Source organism: Cecembia lonarensis LW9 (assembly GCF_000298295.1).
Classification (GTDB): Bacteria; Bacteroidota; Bacteroidia; order Cytophagales; family Cyclobacteriaceae; genus Cecembia; species Cecembia lonarensis.
Genome location: NZ_AMGM01000085.1, coordinates 1 through 15852 on the forward strand (window position 1 = coordinate 1; position 15852 = coordinate 15852).

Here is a 15852-nt window from a genome sequence, read left to right on the forward strand (position 1 = left end):
CTATGTGCACTTACACCGCTTCCCATTGCTTTGGATGAAGAGTTGATCGGTATCCATGGCTTGGAAGAAAAAAGAATGCTATTGGAAACCATTCGCCCCCAATACATTATTTTGAAACCTACCTTGCTTGGAGGTATCAGGTCGTCTGAGGAATGGATTGATACTGCAGAAAATTTAGGTATTGGCTGGTGGATTACATCAGCTCTTGAGAGCAATATTGGCTTAAATGCCATTGCACAATTTACCGCTACCAAGAAAGTTAAAATGCCACAAGGCCTGGGTACCGGTCAATTGTACCACAACAATATTGAATCTCCGCTTACCATTGAAAAAGGGCAGTTATATTATAGAAAAGAAAAAAAATGGGATCAAAACATTTGATCCTAAGGTTTACTGAGATTCTGTAAAATTATCCGATCAATAAGAGTTTGCCCCCTTTAGGATCGGGTGCTACCGACATATAATCACCTAAAGGGTAATCGGATTCTGGTTTAAGATTTTAATAAAAAGAAAAACCCTGCCTAGGCAGGGTTTTTCACTAATTGTCAATGTGTAATATATAGATTAAACTACTTTTACATTCACTGCATTTAGGCCTTTTCTACCTTCTTTAAGGTCGAAAGTAACTTCGTCATCTTCTCTGATCTCGTCAATCAAACCAGTGATGTGTACGAAATACTCTTTAGAAGACTCATTGTCAATAATGAAACCGAATCCTTTGGATTCATTAAAAAATTTTACTTTTCCTGTGTTCATGATAATTGTAATTGTATTGAAATATTTTTTCAAAGGTAAGCATAGTTTTTACATATAAAATCTTTTTCGTAAAATATTTTTAAAGTTCATGATAATTTTAGCCAAAAAAAATTTTACAGAAGACCCTTTTGGACTTGATAAAAAAAAAGAATTTTACTTTCAGTCCAACCCAAAGAAGTATACCGGCTTTTCGAATTTCACTTCCAGGCCTAGAGGTTCAAGGACTCCCGTCTTATGATCCCTTTCAAAAACGGTAATGTTATTGGAGGCTTGATGGGCAGCTAACAAGTACTTACCATCTTTAGTCAAAATAAAGTTTCTGGGCATTTCGCCTCCGCTTTTGATCCGTTGGACAAATTTCAGACTCCCTTCTTTCCCTATTTCATAAACAGAAATTTCATTGGCATCCCCTCGATTGGAGGCATAAATGTGCTTGGCATCGGGGGAAATCCTGATTTCTGCTGCTCCTACATTTCCTACAAACTCCTTTCCTGTCAAAGGTACTTGGGAAATTACCTGCATTTTTCCTTCATCAAACCTATAAACCCCAATTTCTGCACTTAACTCATGGATCAAATAAACAAATTGGCCATTGGGATAGATGGCTAAATGCCTAGGTCCCGCTCCTGCACTTACTTCCACGTAGGAAGGATTAGCATGTTGAAATGGCACTGCGAATGAGGGGTTGAATTCGTAAAGGTGGATTTTATCCGTACCCAGGTCACCTACAAGCAGGTGTTTCCCTTCAGGGTGAAATACTAAGCTATGGACATGTGCTTGATTTTGCCGTTGTGGGTTGATACTTTGCCCTTCATGTTGAATGGTCTGCACCCATTCCATTTTGCCCTGATTGAGTTTGTACACGGAAAAATTACCTGAACTGTAATTTCCAACGATAAGGAATTCCTCACTCGGGTCTAGCGTGAGATAGCAGGGATGGTCGCCATAACTGTCTTTGGTATCAATCAGTTCAAGGGTATTTGTGCCTCTATCAAATGTAAAAGACTTCACTTTTCCACCCTGTTCGCCAGCGGTTTCTTCTACAGCAAAGACCAAAGTTTGGGTTTTATTTGCAATTACGAAAGAAGGGTTATGGACTCCTTTAGCAATGATTTGGGTCCGAAGCAATTGAATTTCTGGGTCAAATTCCAAATATCCTATACCTTCAGTATCTTGTCCGGTGTATGCACCCAAGAGAAAAGAATAAGGAGACACCATCATTTCCTCGTTTTGTATTTCCTGTTCACAGGAAATGGCCCAAAAAGCCAACAGAATGACAAGCCATTTGGGCGCTTTATTTGGTCGATGGCTGGTCATAGTCTGTTGGAGGTTCAAATTTTGTATTCATGTCCTCTGAATGCAAAATATCTTTTTTGGGATCATATTGTCCGGCGAGGTCATCTATTTTCATACCTTCCCATTTTTCAGTTTTATTGATATAGGCCGCTCTGGCCAACATATGGCCTCCTATGGGCGCAGTAAGTCCTACGAAGATAATGGTGGCCAACACCCGTGTGGTGACTGAATATTCGTTGAAATAAAACATGGCTGCCCCCAAAATAAGCCCAAGCCCCAAAGTTGCTGTTTTAGTGGTGACATTGATTCGCAGGTAAACATCTCTTTTCCGGACCATGGCAAGAGCAGTGGAAAGCACAAAAAGTGCCCCAATGGTTGTCAAAATCATGACAATAATTTCATTCATCTCTTTTCCTCCTTTCTTCCAGATAATATGCAAAAGCTACTGTACCCAAAAATGCGATGAGGGCAAACAACATGGCAATGTCCAAAAATGTACTTTGGTTATGGATAATACTGTAGATCACAACGATCCCAATGGCCATGAGAATCAACATGTCCAACGAAATCACCCGGTCAGCAATACTTGGACCTCTCAAAAACCTGATGAAAACCAGGATTACCGAAAGCCCAAGAATGGGAATGATTACAAAATTATAGTAGTCTGCTATGCTCATCTTGTCAGTTCCAATACACGCTTTTCAAATACTTCCTTCAATTCTTTAATATAGGCCTCCTTGTCTTCACAGTGAACCACATGTACGTAAAGTGCCTTTTTATCATCCGAAACATCGATTACCAATGTTCCAGGGGTAATGTTGAGAACATGGGAGAAAAAGGTGATTTCCCCATCTGTTTCTACGGTTAGCGGGACCTTTAAGATAGCCGGAGATAATTTCGACTTTGGATATAGGGAGGCAATTAAAGTCTGAATATTAGACTTAATGATCTGATACAATAGAAAAACGGTAAAGGAGGCCAATTTAGGCACAATAGTGAAATAATCATTCCGACTTCTATCAGGCGTAATGACCCATAATACCCCAAAACTGATCAGGAAGCCAAACACAAAATTTTCCTGGGTGATGGTTCCAGTAGCCAAAATCCAAATGGCAGCCAATAAAATGTTAGCCAGAAGCAGTGCTTTGATCATGGGACTTGATTTTGAAGTACAACCTGAATATACGAAGAAGGATCGACTAATTCAGTAGCGATCTTTTGTGATAAGCTGATGACATGCTTGGCCCCAAGCCCTATGTACAGGGATACAAAAGATAAGAGCAGCATTGGGAAAACCATGGACCATTTACCTATTGGAGGCAGCTCATCGAAATACACACCATTCGCCTGTTTGGGGAGGTTTTCACCTTTTTTCCAAAACACCTCAGTCCATACCTTTCCGATTATCCATAATGTCAGGAAACTTCCCAGGATTACCGAAATCACCAAAAGGTAATCCCCAGCTTCCAAGGCGCCTTCCACAAAGAAGATCTTTGCCCAGAAACCTGATAAAGGCGGGATACCCACCAAGGAAAATAAAGGTATGGCCATCAAAAGTGACAATAGGGGATAGGACTTATAGAGTCCACCGAGATCTTTGATATCTTGGGTACCATTGATTTTCAAGACGAGTCCTGAGACCATAAAGAGGTTGGTTTTCACAATTATGTCGTGAATCAGGTAGAAAATCGTCCCCAAAAGGGCAATTTCAGTAAATATGGAGATTCCCACCATCATGAAGCCTATATGGGAAATGATCAGGTAACCGAAAATTTTACTCATATGCCGATGGCTCATGGCACCGAATGCCCCACCCAAAATGGTCAGGGCAGCAATGATGGAAATCGTTACCGTCATGAACTCATCCCCTCCAAATATCAGGGAAAAGGTTCTTAGCATGGCATAGACCCCTACTTTTGTGAGCAGTCCGCCAAATATAGCTGTGACAGCGGGGGGTGGTGTATGGTAAGAGGCAGGAAGCCAGAAATACATGGGGAAAATGGCCGATTTAATGCCAAAGGCCACCAAAAACAAACCGCCTGTGACATTGACCAAACCAATATTCTGGATCTCTTTGATTTTGATTGAAAGATCGGCCATATTCAGCGTGCCGGTCAACCCATAAAGGAAACCAATGCCAATCAAAAATAAAGAGGATGCCAATAGATTGAGTGAGACATATTTAATGGCTCCTTCCAATTGTGCCTTTTTCCCCCCCAAAGTCATCAGTACAAAAGAAGATATAATGATGACCTCAAACCAGACATATAAATTGAATATATCCCCTGTCAAAAAAGCACCCTGGAGCCCCATGACCAGAAAATGAAAAACAGGGTAATAGCCAAACTTCAACCTTTCTTCCCGCATACTTCCAGCAGAAAAGATCGATACCCCTAAGGCTGCTATAGATGAGACTAAGACCAAGGTGACCCCTAAAAGGTCGGCTACAAATGTAATTCCAAAAGGAGCTTTCCAATTGCCCGATTGTGTAATGAGGATACCACTGTGCCAAACCTCCACCAATAAGTAAGCGGCAACCAGCACGGCAGCTACTGAGAAAATGATACTCAGCACCTTTTGAGCTTTCGTTTTGGTCCAAAAAAACATCAGGACCACCGCAGCTACTAATTGTAGAATGATGGGTAAAACAATATATGGATTGTTCATATTTCTTCGTCCGTTGAATTCAATTCATCCAAGTCATCTGTTCCAAGGACTTGGTAAACCCTTTTTATCAAAATGATCGCAAATGACTGCAGGCCGAAGCCGATAACAATGGCCGTAAGAATCAGTGCCTGGGGCAAAGGATCCGCATATATTTCTGAGAAAATTTTCGCATTGCCGTCGATGACCGGAGGATGCCCCTTGGTTAATCGGCCTAGAAGGAAAATCAATAGATTTACCCCATTTCCCAGTAAAATAAGACCAATGATCATTTTGAACATACTCCTTCTCAGTAGCATGTAAAGCCCTCCTGCATGTAGCAATCCAATAATCAATATCAGTAATAACTCCATATCAGATAATTTCCCTAATTGAAAACATCACAGTCAGGACCGAGCCAATGACCACAAAATAAACACCAATATCAAATAAAAGGGCAGTGCCCACCATGCCCACCATACGCAATGGTTCTCCGTACCAAAGTCCGGTCATAAAAGGCTCCTGAAATACCCATGGTGCTATACCTGCCATCAGGGCAAAGAACAAACCTATAGGCATCAATAACCCTGGATGCACCACAATCATTTTTTTGGTTTCTTCAAGGCCAAATGCAAAGGAATGCAGGATAAAGGCCAAAGCGGCCATTAGGCCTCCAACAAAACCACCCCCTGGAAGGTAATGCCCTCTCAACAACATGAAGACCGAGAAAAGCATCAATACCGGCAACAAATATTTAGCTGAAGTTTTGAAAATAATTGATTTCATATCAGTCTTTTTTGAAAGGGTTTAAGTTGAGGTGCATCAAACTGAAAACGCCAATGGCGGCAATGACAAGAACTACCGTTTCCACCATGGTGTCAAAACCTCGATAATCCACCAATATCACATTGACGACATTTCTACCTTTGGCCAAAATATAGGCATTGTCCGCATAATACTCAGACACCTCTTTCATGGTTGGTTCTTCGAAGACCTCCAAGGTCAATATGGCTATCAGGGCGCCAAATACCAATGAAATAAATGAATCTCTTAGCCTTATGCGTTTGCTTGAGAAGGTTTTATTCGGTGGTAATTTAAAAAGGACCAACATGAATAAGAGCACTGTTAAAGTATCAATGGAAAATTGAGTCATCGCCAGGTCCGGTGCTGAATAATAAAGGAAGAAGAGACAGTTGGCAAAACCAATTACACCTAAGGATACGATTACAGCAGTCCTGGTTTTGGAAAGAATCACAAAGAAAATTGAAATGACCATCAAAAATACCACAATGATTTCTGAAGGCGTAATCTCAGATATTTGATTCCAGTCCAGGTATAAGTAAACACCGGAAAAAAGCCGGTAGGCAACCAAAACACTGAGGAATATCAAGATGGTAATGACATAATTTCTCAGGTAACCATTTTGGAAGAATGCCGTCCACCGCTTTGCAAATACCTGTGAAGACCTTCCTAGTCCTTTAATGATTTGTTCTGGAGCAAAGGATTCAAAGCGGAGCGTTTTTTCAAATTTGACCTCACTAGGTCGCCATGAGAAATAAATAGCAGTACCTATCAAGAGTGTAAGCACACTTAAGAGCAGTACCCAATTGAAACCATGCCAAAGTGCTAAATAGGAATCTATAGGCCCTACCATCATGCTGCTGAGCACGGGTAAAATCAATGATTTTTCTATTAAGGCAGGGAAGATACCGAAAGAAACGCTCAAGGCTCCCAAAATAATGGTAGGAACCCATAATCTGGGAGAAGGAAGTTTTGCATTTTCTGAAACTGCTGTGATTTTCCCTGTAAAGGGCTTGATACCAGCCCAAAATCCTGCTACTAAAAGACAGATTTTGGTGAGTACTGCCAATATGGTTAAAATGAGTGCTGCCTGAGGGAGATGAAAAACTGCCTCATACATTACTTCCTTGGACAGGAATCCCAAGAAGAAGGGAACCCCTGCGCTTGACAAGGCGGCGATATAGCCTGCCACGGCCACTGGCATCATTTTATGTTGAAGACCTGCAATTCGACTCACATCCCTGGATCCTGTTTCATGGTCTATGATACCGGTAATCAAGAAGAGGGCGGCTTTGTAAAGGGCATGGGTAAGGATAAAAAGACCTGCTCCCAGTAAAGCCTCTTCTGTGCCCAAGCCAATCAAAAACACCAAAATCCCCAAAGCTGAAATGGTGGAAAAGGCCAAAATGCTTTTAAGGTCTGTTCTAAACAAGGCATGGATGGCAGCATAAGTCATCGTAATGGCGCCTACAATGGTTAAGGTCCAGTTCCATTCAGGCGTATTCCCTAGTATAGGTGTAAATCGTGCCAATAGGAAAACACCCGCCTTGACCATGGTGGCAGAATGCAAATAGGTACTTACCGGAGTAGGAGCTTTCATGGCACCGGGCAACCAAAAATGGAAAGGGAATTGGGCTGATTTGGTAAAGGCACCAATAAAAACAAGTACCAATATCCATACATAACCTGAATTGCCTGTCAGTACCTCCGGCTGCGTCATCAATTCTGTAAGGGAGTAAGTACCGGCTGCACTTCCGATCCAAACAAAACCCGCCAACATGACCAAACCACCAAAACCGGTGATGCCCAAAGCCACCATGGCGGACTTTCTGGAAGATTCTTCTTCATTGTTGAATCCGATCAGAAAGAAAGAACTGATACTGGTCAACTCCCAGAAAATAAACAAAGTAATCAGGTTGTCCGATAAAACGACCCCCAGCATGGATGCCATAAACATAGAAAGGTAGCCATAAAACCGGTCCAGGTATGGATGACCCTTGAGGTAATAACTGGTATAGACAAATACCAGGGCACCAATACCAGTAATCATCAGAGAAAAAAGCATGGACAGGCCATCTAAGCGAAAGCTTAGATTTATACCCAACTGCGGAATCCAACTGATTTTTTCAAGCAGAAATTGCCCCTCCCGAATGCTTGAAAGTTGGCTTATAAAATATAAAAACAACAAAATAGGTACAGCTGACAAAAGGGATGGAATTGCCCTTAAAGCAAATTTGCTCAGAAGCGGAACGAGCAGGGCAAAAATGAATCCCGATAAAACAGCCAATAGCATAGAACAGAATTTTTATATCGTAAATTACAAATTTCAATCGCGAAAATATTCAATCATAAAGACTTCTTCGACTTTACGGAATAAAATCTTTTAAGGTTTTTTACCTTAATCAGGTAATAAAGCATAAATAAGAACTGAATTTAAAAAATTCAGCGACTTATTGCTAAATTAGCAAATAACAAATTCAATTCTTGATTTTTTGTTAAATCATCTATTCAATCGCATCAACCTATTATGTCCAAAAACAATTACCAAAACGAAGTTGCCAAAAGGTTTACCATCTATAACAGCCTTTTTCTAGATTTACCATTCAGTGATATCCATAGGACGGGAACACTTCTACCCATACTTGCCGGTAAATGTCAGGAGGGCTTCGATAAACAAAAAACGCCACAAGAAATTATTCAGGCATTTTTTCAAGAATTAATGGCCAACAATTCTCAGTCTGAAAGACATGAACTGCTTTTCAAAATGGTTCAATACGTTGAAAGGCAGGTAGTATTGTTTGATTCTATTGAGGACGCTGCATTTGATAAAATCCATGATCTTAAAGGAAAAGGAAGTTTACATGCTTTAGTGGCAAGGGTGGATAATGACCGTAAAAGAGAAGAGCTTATCAAAAAACTAGGGGATTTTTCAGTAAGGTTAACCCTTACGGCGCATCCAACACAATTTTATCCCGGCAATGTGCTGGGAATCATCACTGACCTCGAGTCAGCAATCAAATCCAATGACCTGGGCAACATCAATCTTCTGTTGCAGCAGCTTGGTAAAACGCCTTTTATCAATAAGGAAAAGCCTAGTCCACTAGATGAGGCAGTCAGTTTGATCTGGTTTTTGGTCAATGTTTTCTATGTTTCTATTCCTGATATTCTGACAAGATTGTTGAATATGCTGGATTACCCCGTTCATGAATGGGAAAATGCGGGTTTGTTAAAAGTAGGTTTTTGGCCAGGAGGGGATAGGGACGGTAATCCTTTTGTGACCCATGATACCACTGTGAAAGTGGCGGATAAATTGCAGAAATGGATTTTGAGGTGCTATTATCGGGATGTGAGAAAACTCCGCCGCAGATTGACCTTTAAGCATGTGGAGCCCATCATGACGAAGGTCGAAAATGGTTTATTCAATTCCCTTTTTGAAGATCGTAGTTATTACAACAGTAAGGAAGAACTGCTTCATGATTTGATGGAAGCAAGGAAAGGGCTTGTGGAATACCATGAAGGCCTCTTTTTGGAGCAACTCGATGAATTTATCCTGAAAGTAAAAATTTTCGGGTTCCATTTTGCCAATATGGATGTGAGGCAGGATAGCAGAAAACACGATGCCTTGTGGGAAGAGATCATTGGTATAGTAAAAGGAGAGGAGGGTTTAGCTGCCTATTTGGAACTCCCTGAACAGGACAAAATTGATTTTCTTTTGAATTTTAATGAATTGCCGGATATTGGATTGCTACAGGACGAATTCCATCAGGAAATGCTTAAATCCTTTGATGCCATTAAGACGGTGCAATCAAAAAACGGAGAAGATGGCCTGCACAGGTACATCATTTCCAATTGCCAGTCAGCCTTGCATGTAATGGAGGTTTTTCAATTGGCCCGCTTATCACTGGCAAAATCAAATGGAGAATTTCCGCTTGATATTGTTCCTTTGTTTGAAACCATTGATGACTTGGCAGAGGCACCACGTATCATGGAGCAACTTTACCGAAACTCCGCATACCGAAAGCACCTTTCCAAGAGGAATTCAAAACAGTCCATCATGTTGGGATTTTCTGATGGTACAAAAGATGGGGGATACATACGTGCCAATTGGTCAATACTAAGGGCTAAAGAGGAATTAACCCGTATGTCCAGAAAGTATGAAGTGAGTGTGGTATTTTTTGATGGCAGGGGAGGACCCCCGGCAAGAGGAGGTGGTAATATGCATAACTTCTATGCATCCCATGGCCCTGATGTAGAAAATAAGGAAATTCAGGTAACGATTCAGGGGCAAACCATTTCTGCCAATTATGGTAAACCAGCATCCTGCAGTTATAACCTGGAGCAGCTGCTTTGTGCCGGAATAGAAAACGAGTTATATCTCAGTTCTGATAAAACATTGAATGCCTATCAAAGGGCTTTGATTGATGAGATGGCAGATGTTTCTTATCAGTTTTATAAGGACTTCAAAAGCCATCCACAATTTCTAAATTACTTGGAACATGTCACCCCTTTGAAATATTTCGGTAAAGTGAATATAGGTTCCAGGCCTTTAAAGCGGGGCAAGGATTCAGGATTGAAGTTTGATGACCTGAGAGCCATTCCATTTGTTGGTTCTTGGGCACAGATGAAGCAGAATATTCCGGGTTTCTTTGGTGTAGGTGCCGCCTTGGATGCGCTTAAAAAGGAGGGTAAGTTTGAGGCTGCTAGGCAGTTGTATAATGACTCCCTGTTTTTCCGTTCCCTATTGGGTAATTCCATGCAGTCATTGGCAAAATCATTCTATGAGGCTACGGCTTATCTCAAACAAAACAAGCAATATGCTGAGTTTTGGAACCTGATGTATGCGGAATACGAGCGGACCATCCGTTTATTATTGGAGGTGTCCGGTATGGATAGCCTATTGGAGGATAATCCCACCTCCAAGCAATCCATTGCCATACGGGAAAAAATCGTGTTGCCTGTAATCACCATTCAGCAATACGCCATTCAGACCATGCTGGAAAAAGGGGAGGATGACCCGGTATTGCAGAAACTCATTTTGCGCACCATGTTTGCCATTATCAATGCGGCCAGGAATGCGGCTTAAGATAACTGTAATTTCTATCAATGATCGTCCTCAAAATCAGGGAAAGGAATGGTGAGCACCTCATATACATTTTTGAGGTGCTCATACGTCTCCGCCAGAACGATTAAGGTGTCATTGGCCAAAATTTTGGTGGTACTATTTGGGGTAAGGTAATTTTTATCCCTTTTGATCATGGCAATGATGGCATTTTGGGGAAAACCCAGGTCCAGGATTTTTTCACCCACTATAGGGTTTTCTTCGGGAACATGGATTTCCACCATGGCTGTTTTGGGTGTTTCTTTAAGGAAGCTGTCCAAGGGGGATACAGGCTTGGCTTTTTCAGGCAAGGCTACCTTAAACCAAGCCGCAACCTTAGAAAGGGTAGTGCCTTGTATCAATACAGATGTGACAGATATGAAAAAGACCACGTTAAAAATTATGTTGGCTTTTTCAATGCCAGCAATCAGGGGATAGGTCGCAAATACAATAGGTACGGCTCCTCTTAGACCAACCCAGGAAATGTAGCTTCTTCTTCTGTTTTTCATTCTAAAAGGCAGCATCGAAATGAAAACACCTAGTGGTCTGGATACAAATATCAGGAATAGAGATGCTGCGAGTCCTAAACCCGCCAATGGTATCACCTCACTTGGATTGACCAGGAGACCCAAGGTCAAGAAAAGTACAATTTGCATCAGCCAGGCCATTCCGTCATAGATTTTCAGAATGGTTTTTTTATGGATAAAATCATGGTTGCCCAAATACACAGCACATAGGTAAACAGCCAAAAAACCATTTCCTCCTAAAATATCTGTGAAAGAAAAGGTGGTAAACATCATGGAAATCACCAAAACGGGGTACAAGCCATCAAAGCCTAGGTTGATCCGGTTGATGGTCTGCCTGGACAACCAGCCAAAGGCAAGTCCGAGAAGGGCACCAATGCTCATTTGCTGGATAAATAATAGAATCAGGGAGGTAAAAGAAGTTTCTGGTTGCATTACTAGGCCTAAAAAGGCTATGGTCAACACATAAGCCATTGGATCATTACTTCCACTTTCCAATTCCAATACAGACCTAAGTTTATATTTCAGCGCCAAACTTTTGGATCTTAATATGGAAAATACGGCTGCTGCATCGGTAGAAGAGACGATTGCTCCCAAGAGTAATGCCTCGTACACTGAAAAATCTGAAATCTGCCAGAAAAAAAGCCCTAAAGACACAGCAGTAATCAATACTCCAACTGTAGATAATGAAATGCCCTGCCATAAGACAGGTTTGATGGACTTCCAACTGGTATCCAAGCCACCGGAGAACAAAATAAAATTCAGGGATACGATACCGATGAATTGGGCGATGGAAGGGTTGTCAAACTCTATGCCCATTCCATCAGTTCCTGCAAGCATCCCAATCCCCAGGAAGAGGATCAAGGTGGGAACCCCAAACTTATAGGAAGTTTTTCCGGCAAGGATACTTAAGAACAATAAAATTGAACCTATAAAAAGGATATTTTCTGAAGTCAAATTCATGGCTAAAACAAATTGAACAATGAAATGGCACCCCAGCCAAGGAAATAAATTGTCAGCTTAACTCAATATTCATTCAAACCTGAGGTATATAAAATTAATTCATTTTTGGACAATCTTTGTATTTATTAAATCAACCTGATAATTTTAGTCAAACATAATAAACCATGGAGCAACTTTTGAAAATTTATGTGATGGTAGACTTTTCTGATTATACAGAAAGTACCTTGAAAATGGTGAAAGATTGGGTTGCTGGAAAGAAAGCTGAAATTAAAGTTTTACATCAACTGGATTTTCATCTGCCCACCCTGGCCAATCACGACCTCAGATTGAAGTTGCTGTATGATCATAAAAGGGAATTGCTTAACCAATGGTTTAGGCTCAGGGAGGAAATTTTTGGATCTTCAGATGCCATTTCTTTTGAAATTTTAGAAGAACCGATTTTGGAATATCTTAAAAAAACTGATCAGGACGCCATGATTTTCATGGGCCTTAAAGGGGGAGGGATACTGAAACAGATTTTTTTAGGAAGCATGGTGTCTGAAGTGATTGAAAGGATTAACTATATTACGGTAGCGGTTCCCAGTACTTTCAAAAATCAAAAGTTTGAAAAATTGGTTGTGACAGCCCACCCTAAATTCGGATTTAACGAAAAAGCTTTTGGGAAGCTCATGAATCTTTTACCGGAATCAGTACAGGCCATAAATTGGATAAGTATCGCAAGAGAAGGAGACGATGAAGGTACTTTGTATGATTACCTGAGCCTGCTTTCCGGGAAGTATTCTCATCATTTGGAAATAAAAATCAATGTGTTTTGTGGTGGAGAGGTGTTTTCCAAAGTAAAAACGTATTTTACTGAAAGTGCCAATCAAGTTCTTGTCATCCAAAAGGGTGGCAGGACCTTTCAAGATAAAATTTTCCGAAAATTCTTGGTCAACGAATTGGTGTTTGATGGTTCGGTGCCGCTTATCGTTTTGCCCTTGCAATAAATTTGCTGATAATAATCTTCATTGCAGTCAAATTTTATTGTAATTGATTTAGATCAAATAGCCTTCATGCAGCAGGTTATTCAAGTATATCATCCCTATACATTCACCCATCTTATCAACTGGAGCAGATTGGATTTTAGCGCGAAGCATCAATCTGGTGATGTAGCGAATGTTCATGTCATAAGGAATCGCTATGGCCGGTTTGGTCATGATTTCAAAAACGTTGACCTCTTTGGGATCCATGTTAAGGTTGTAAACTTTTTTGATTACATCTGAGACCGTTACTATACCTAAGGCATCGTGTTGATTTCTTTTTTTGACCATTAAGGCATTTACATTTTCTTTTCTAATCAAGTCAACAGCCTCTTTTACAGTATCCATTCCATCTATGAATACCAATTTATGGGACATGACATCTTCAGCGGTTTTTTTAATTTTTTCCATAGCGTTAGCACAATTTATTTATAAATATTTACTTCTGGCCTGTTCTTTAAATTTTTCCATTTGACTTTCCAGACCTGCGACTTTTTCTACATTGAGAACAAAGGCAATGCCCATACCGGGTTCATTGAGCTCACCTGCTTTTTGGATAGCTTCAATAATGCTTTCAACTGTGTGTTGTTCTACCAAAAACATCAATATTTCTGTTTGATCCTGCAGTTCAAGACCAAAAAAGGACTTGGACTTGGAAGAACCACTTCCTCTAGCGGAAATGATGACATCACCTGTAGCGCCGGCCTTTCTTGCGGCATCGAGCACTTTCTCTGTGATAGTGGGCCTCACCAAGGCCATGATGATTTTAAATTTCATGATGAGCTATTTTTTTTGTTTAATATTTCAATGATTTGCGCATAAGCCAAAACGGTGATGATAGGAAAGACGCTGGCAAAAGCAATCAATCCAAAGCCATCAATAGCTGGATTTCTTCCTGGAACAACACTTGATAACCCAAGCCCAAGTGCGGCAACTATGGGTACTGTAACAGTTGAAGTGGTTACTCCTCCTGAGTCATAGGCTAACGCAATAATTTTTTTTGGGGCAAAAATGGTTTGGATGATAACAACTACATAACCCGCTAAAATGTAAAGGTACAATGGGGTTCCGGTTACAATTCTCACCGTGCCTAGGGCAAGGGCTATTGCAACCCCCAAGGCAACCACAATCCTCAAACCCCATTTTTTGATGGTTCCACCAGAGACCTCATTGGCTTTGATGGCTACTGCAATCAAAGACGGTTCTGCTATGGTGGTGGCAAACCCAATCATTGCAGCAAACAAATAAATCCAGTAATAAGCTAACCAGCTCTCGGGGTTATGATATTGTTTTTTTATGAATTCTGGATTAGATAATTGTTCAGCCATTAAATTTCCTACGGGAAATAAGGCCCTTTCAAGCCCTAACAAAAATAATGTAAGACCAACTATAACTAAAATACTGCCTAATATGACTTTTTTTAAATTTGGTATTGGTTTTTTTAAGACAAAAATTTGAAAACCAACAATTAGGATAATGATGGGAGCCACATCTTTCATTGTTGCGCCAAAAGAAAAAAGGAATCCTTGTAAGATATTTTCCATTATAGTCCAAAAATTACAATTCCATAAAGCATAGAAAAAATCATAGGAAATAGAGATGCAAAAGCAATCAATCCGAATCCATCCAATAATGGATTTCGACCTTTAATTACAGAAGCAAGCCCTACCCCCAAAGCGGTGACCAAAGGCACCGTGATGGTGGAGGTGGTGACGCCTCCCAAATCATAAGCAAGCCCAATGATTTCACTTGGTGCTATGATGGTAATTAACATAACAATAATATATCCCCCAATTATAATATAATAAATAGGCCACCCTTTCAAGATTCTAAGCACTCCCAATAATATGGCAAAACCCACTGAAAAGGCCACTGATATCCTTAATCCCAATGCATAAGAAGAATTAGCGGCTTCTGAAGACCCGATGAGGTCGCTTTCAGCAGAGATCCTTGCTGCTTCCTGAGCCACTGCAATCAAAGCAGGTTCTGCAATTGTAGTCGAAAATCCTAAAGCAAATGAAAAAAATAGTAGCCAAAAAAGGCTGCCTTTCTTAGCCAAAGCATAGGCCAATGACTCACCAATCGGAAACAACCCCATCTCCAAACCTTCAATAAAGAGCATTAAGCCCAATAAGACCATTGTACTGCCAAAAAGTATTTCATAAAATTGAGGGAAAGGTTGTTGTAAGATGACCAATTGAAAAAAAGAAACAACCAAAATAATAGGCAATAGATCAAGAAAGGCATGAAGTAATTTTTTGAATGAATAACTCAATAATCTCGATAACCTTGAAAAAAAAGACATGCGTAATTCTTTGATTTTTCTCGAATATAATTTTAATGTATGGGAAAAAGAATTTAAACAAAAAAAATCTATTGCGAATTTCTGTTGGCCTCTTTCGGTGAAAAAATAGATTTTTTTATTAATTTAGATAATGAACTTCTTTCATATTGATCGCTATGATCTGATTCTCCTCTATTTAGGCTTTGCAATTTTAATCGCCTCTATTTTTCCAAGGCTGCTTTCCAAATATTTGATAACAGCACCTATTGTGTACTTGGGTGCAGCCATTTTGTTTTTTTCTTTTTTGATGATAATCCGATGCCAGGCTTCACCCAGGGTCCTTATTGGGGAAAAAGATTGACAGAATTGGGGGTCATCATTTCTTTGACCTCTGCTGGACTCAAACTGAATGCGCCCTTTTCCTGGAGGACCTGGAAATATTCTTTTCGGCTCTTGATTATCACCATG

17 protein-coding genes are annotated in these 15852 nt (G+C 40.4%); 3 read left to right on the top strand and 14 right to left on the bottom strand.

Going from position 1 to position 15852, the window contains the following annotated elements; genetic code table 11:
* The coding region (locus tag B879_RS17470) for an enolase C-terminal domain-like protein (protein WP_040401041.1) at positions 1-381 on the top strand (381 nt) is incomplete at its 5' end.
* Positions 382-564: 183 nt separating this feature from the next.
* Here the strand turns inward: B879_RS17470 and B879_RS17475 are convergent.
* The 9 genes from B879_RS17475 to B879_RS17515 form a co-directional block, all read right to left on the bottom strand.
* Complete coding sequence (locus B879_RS17475) at positions 565-756, bottom strand: cold-shock protein (protein WP_010608636.1); 192 nt, start codon at positions 754-756, stop codon at positions 565-567.
* A 159-nt stretch (positions 757-915) separates the two neighbouring features.
* Positions 916-2073: a lactonase family protein gene (locus B879_RS17480; RefSeq protein WP_009186544.1), complete on the bottom strand. Its 1158-nt coding sequence runs from the start codon at positions 2071-2073 to the stop codon at positions 916-918.
* Positions 2051-2440 carry a monovalent cation/H(+) antiporter subunit G gene (gene mnhG, locus B879_RS17485; RefSeq protein WP_238542161.1) on the bottom strand — a complete coding sequence of 130 codons (390 nt, stop codon included), beginning with the start codon at positions 2438-2440 and terminating at the stop codon, positions 2051-2053. Before mnhG ends, B879_RS17480 begins: the two co-directional genes overlap by 23 nt.
* Positions 2441-2450: 10 nt before the next feature.
* On the bottom strand, positions 2451-2729 hold the full coding sequence (locus B879_RS17490) for a cation:proton antiporter (protein WP_009186546.1): 279 nt from the start codon (positions 2727-2729) through the stop codon (positions 2451-2453).
* Positions 2726-3205, bottom strand: a complete 480-nt coding sequence (locus B879_RS17495; protein ID WP_009186547.1) for a Na+/H+ antiporter subunit E — start codon at positions 3203-3205, stop codon at positions 2726-2728. The genes B879_RS17490 and B879_RS17495 overlap by 4 nt, the downstream gene beginning before the upstream one ends.
* The gene (locus B879_RS17500; protein ID WP_009186548.1) at positions 3202-4719 is read right to left on the bottom strand and encodes a proton-conducting transporter transmembrane domain-containing protein; all 1518 of its coding nucleotides are present in this window, start codon (positions 4717-4719) and stop codon (positions 3202-3204) included. The genes B879_RS17495 and B879_RS17500 overlap by 4 nt, the downstream gene beginning before the upstream one ends.
* A complete protein-coding gene (locus tag B879_RS17505; RefSeq protein WP_009186549.1) occupies positions 4716-5069 on the bottom strand; it encodes a Na+/H+ antiporter subunit C in 354 nt (117 codons plus the stop codon). Before B879_RS17505 ends, B879_RS17500 begins: the two co-directional genes overlap by 4 nt.
* 1 nt (position 5070) lies before the next feature.
* Positions 5071-5481 (bottom strand): Na+/H+ antiporter subunit B, encoded by a 411-nt coding sequence (locus tag B879_RS17510; RefSeq protein ID WP_009186550.1) that lies wholly within the window; start codon positions 5479-5481, stop codon positions 5071-5073.
* Position 5482: 1 nt separating this feature from the next.
* Complete coding sequence (locus tag B879_RS17515; protein ID WP_009186551.1) at positions 5483-7789, bottom strand: putative monovalent cation/H+ antiporter subunit A; 2307 nt, start codon at positions 7787-7789, stop codon at positions 5483-5485.
* 234 nt (positions 7790-8023) lie between these two features.
* On the opposite strand from B879_RS17515, the gene B879_RS17520 reads away from it, so the two are divergent.
* The gene (locus B879_RS17520; RefSeq protein WP_009186552.1) at positions 8024-10579 is read left to right on the top strand and encodes a phosphoenolpyruvate carboxylase; all 2556 of its coding nucleotides are present in this window, start codon (positions 8024-8026) and stop codon (positions 10577-10579) included.
* A gap of 17 nt (positions 10580-10596) precedes the next feature.
* On the opposite strand, the gene B879_RS17525 is transcribed toward B879_RS17520, so the two are convergent.
* Positions 10597-12081, bottom strand: a complete 1485-nt coding sequence (locus B879_RS17525; protein WP_009186553.1) for a potassium/proton antiporter — start codon at positions 12079-12081, stop codon at positions 10597-10599.
* A gap of 164 nt (positions 12082-12245) precedes the next feature.
* On the opposite strand from B879_RS17525, the gene B879_RS17530 reads away from it, so the two are divergent.
* Positions 12246-13067, top strand: coding sequence for a universal stress protein (locus B879_RS17530; RefSeq protein WP_009186554.1), 822 nt, complete (start codon positions 12246-12248; stop codon positions 13065-13067).
* Positions 13068-13115: 48 nt separating this feature from the next.
* Here B879_RS17530 and B879_RS17535 read toward each other — a convergent pair whose 3' ends face one another.
* The 4 genes from B879_RS17535 to B879_RS17550 are packed head-to-tail and all read right to left on the bottom strand — an operon-like array spanning position 13116 to position 15405.
* The gene (locus B879_RS17535) at positions 13116-13511 is read right to left on the bottom strand and encodes a CBS domain-containing protein (RefSeq protein ID WP_009186555.1); all 396 of its coding nucleotides are present in this window, start codon (positions 13509-13511) and stop codon (positions 13116-13118) included.
* Positions 13512-13529: 18 nt separating this feature from the next.
* Positions 13530-13877 carry a P-II family nitrogen regulator gene (locus B879_RS17540; RefSeq protein ID WP_009186556.1) on the bottom strand — a complete coding sequence of 116 codons (348 nt, stop codon included), beginning with the start codon at positions 13875-13877 and terminating at the stop codon, positions 13530-13532.
* Positions 13874-14644, bottom strand: coding sequence for a DUF1538 domain-containing protein (locus B879_RS17545; protein WP_009186557.1), 771 nt, complete (start codon positions 14642-14644; stop codon positions 13874-13876). The genes B879_RS17540 and B879_RS17545 overlap by 4 nt, the downstream gene beginning before the upstream one ends.
* Positions 14644-15405 (bottom strand): DUF1538 domain-containing protein, encoded by a 762-nt coding sequence (locus B879_RS17550; protein WP_009186558.1) that lies wholly within the window; start codon positions 15403-15405, stop codon positions 14644-14646. The genes B879_RS17545 and B879_RS17550 overlap by 1 nt, the downstream gene beginning before the upstream one ends.
* Positions 15406-15852: the final 447 nt, after the last annotated feature.

What these genes read in the sequence shown, in the direction of transcription:
- B879_RS17495 (WP_009186547.1), bottom strand. Translation starts at nt 3,205, where the DNA reads ATGATCAAAGCACTGCTTCTGGCTAACATTTTATTGGCTGCCATTTGG.
- B879_RS17530 (WP_009186554.1), top strand. Translation starts at nt 12,246, where the DNA reads ATGGAGCAACTTTTGAAAATTTATGTGATGGTAGACTTTTCTGATTAT.
- B879_RS17515 (WP_009186551.1), bottom strand. Translation starts at nt 7,789, where the DNA reads ATGCTATTGGCTGTTTTATCGGGATTCATTTTTGCCCTGCTCGTTCCG.
- B879_RS17500 (WP_009186548.1), bottom strand. Translation starts at nt 4,719, where the DNA reads ATGAACAATCCATATATTGTTTTACCCATCATTCTACAATTAGTAGCT.
- B879_RS17480 (WP_009186544.1), bottom strand. Translation starts at nt 2,073, where the DNA reads ATGACCAGCCATCGACCAAATAAAGCGCCCAAATGGCTTGTCATTCTG.
- B879_RS17490 (WP_009186546.1), bottom strand. Translation starts at nt 2,729, where the DNA reads ATGAGCATAGCAGACTACTATAATTTTGTAATCATTCCCATTCTTGGG.
- B879_RS17550 (WP_009186558.1), bottom strand. Translation starts at nt 15,405, where the DNA reads ATGTCTTTTTTTTCAAGGTTATCGAGATTATTGAGTTATTCATTCAAA.
- mnhG (WP_238542161.1), bottom strand. Translation starts at nt 2,440, where the DNA reads ATGATTTTGACAACCATTGGGGCACTTTTTGTGCTTTCCACTGCTCTT.
- B879_RS17545 (WP_009186557.1), bottom strand. Translation starts at nt 14,644, where the DNA reads ATGGAAAATATCTTACAAGGATTCCTTTTTTCTTTTGGCGCAACAATG.
- B879_RS17505 (WP_009186549.1), bottom strand. Translation starts at nt 5,069, where the DNA reads ATGGAGTTATTACTGATATTGATTATTGGATTGCTACATGCAGGAGGG.
- B879_RS17535 (WP_009186555.1), bottom strand. Translation starts at nt 13,511, where the DNA reads ATGGAAAAAATTAAAAAAACCGCTGAAGATGTCATGTCCCATAAATTG.
- B879_RS17475 (WP_010608636.1), bottom strand. Translation starts at nt 756, where the DNA reads ATGAACACAGGAAAAGTAAAATTTTTTAATGAATCCAAAGGATTCGGT.
- B879_RS17510 (WP_009186550.1), bottom strand. Translation starts at nt 5,481, where the DNA reads ATGAAATCAATTATTTTCAAAACTTCAGCTAAATATTTGTTGCCGGTA.
- B879_RS17520 (WP_009186552.1), top strand. Translation starts at nt 8,024, where the DNA reads ATGTCCAAAAACAATTACCAAAACGAAGTTGCCAAAAGGTTTACCATC.
- B879_RS17540 (WP_009186556.1), bottom strand. Translation starts at nt 13,877, where the DNA reads ATGAAATTTAAAATCATCATGGCCTTGGTGAGGCCCACTATCACAGAG.
- B879_RS17525 (WP_009186553.1), bottom strand. Translation starts at nt 12,081, where the DNA reads ATGAATTTGACTTCAGAAAATATCCTTTTTATAGGTTCAATTTTATTG.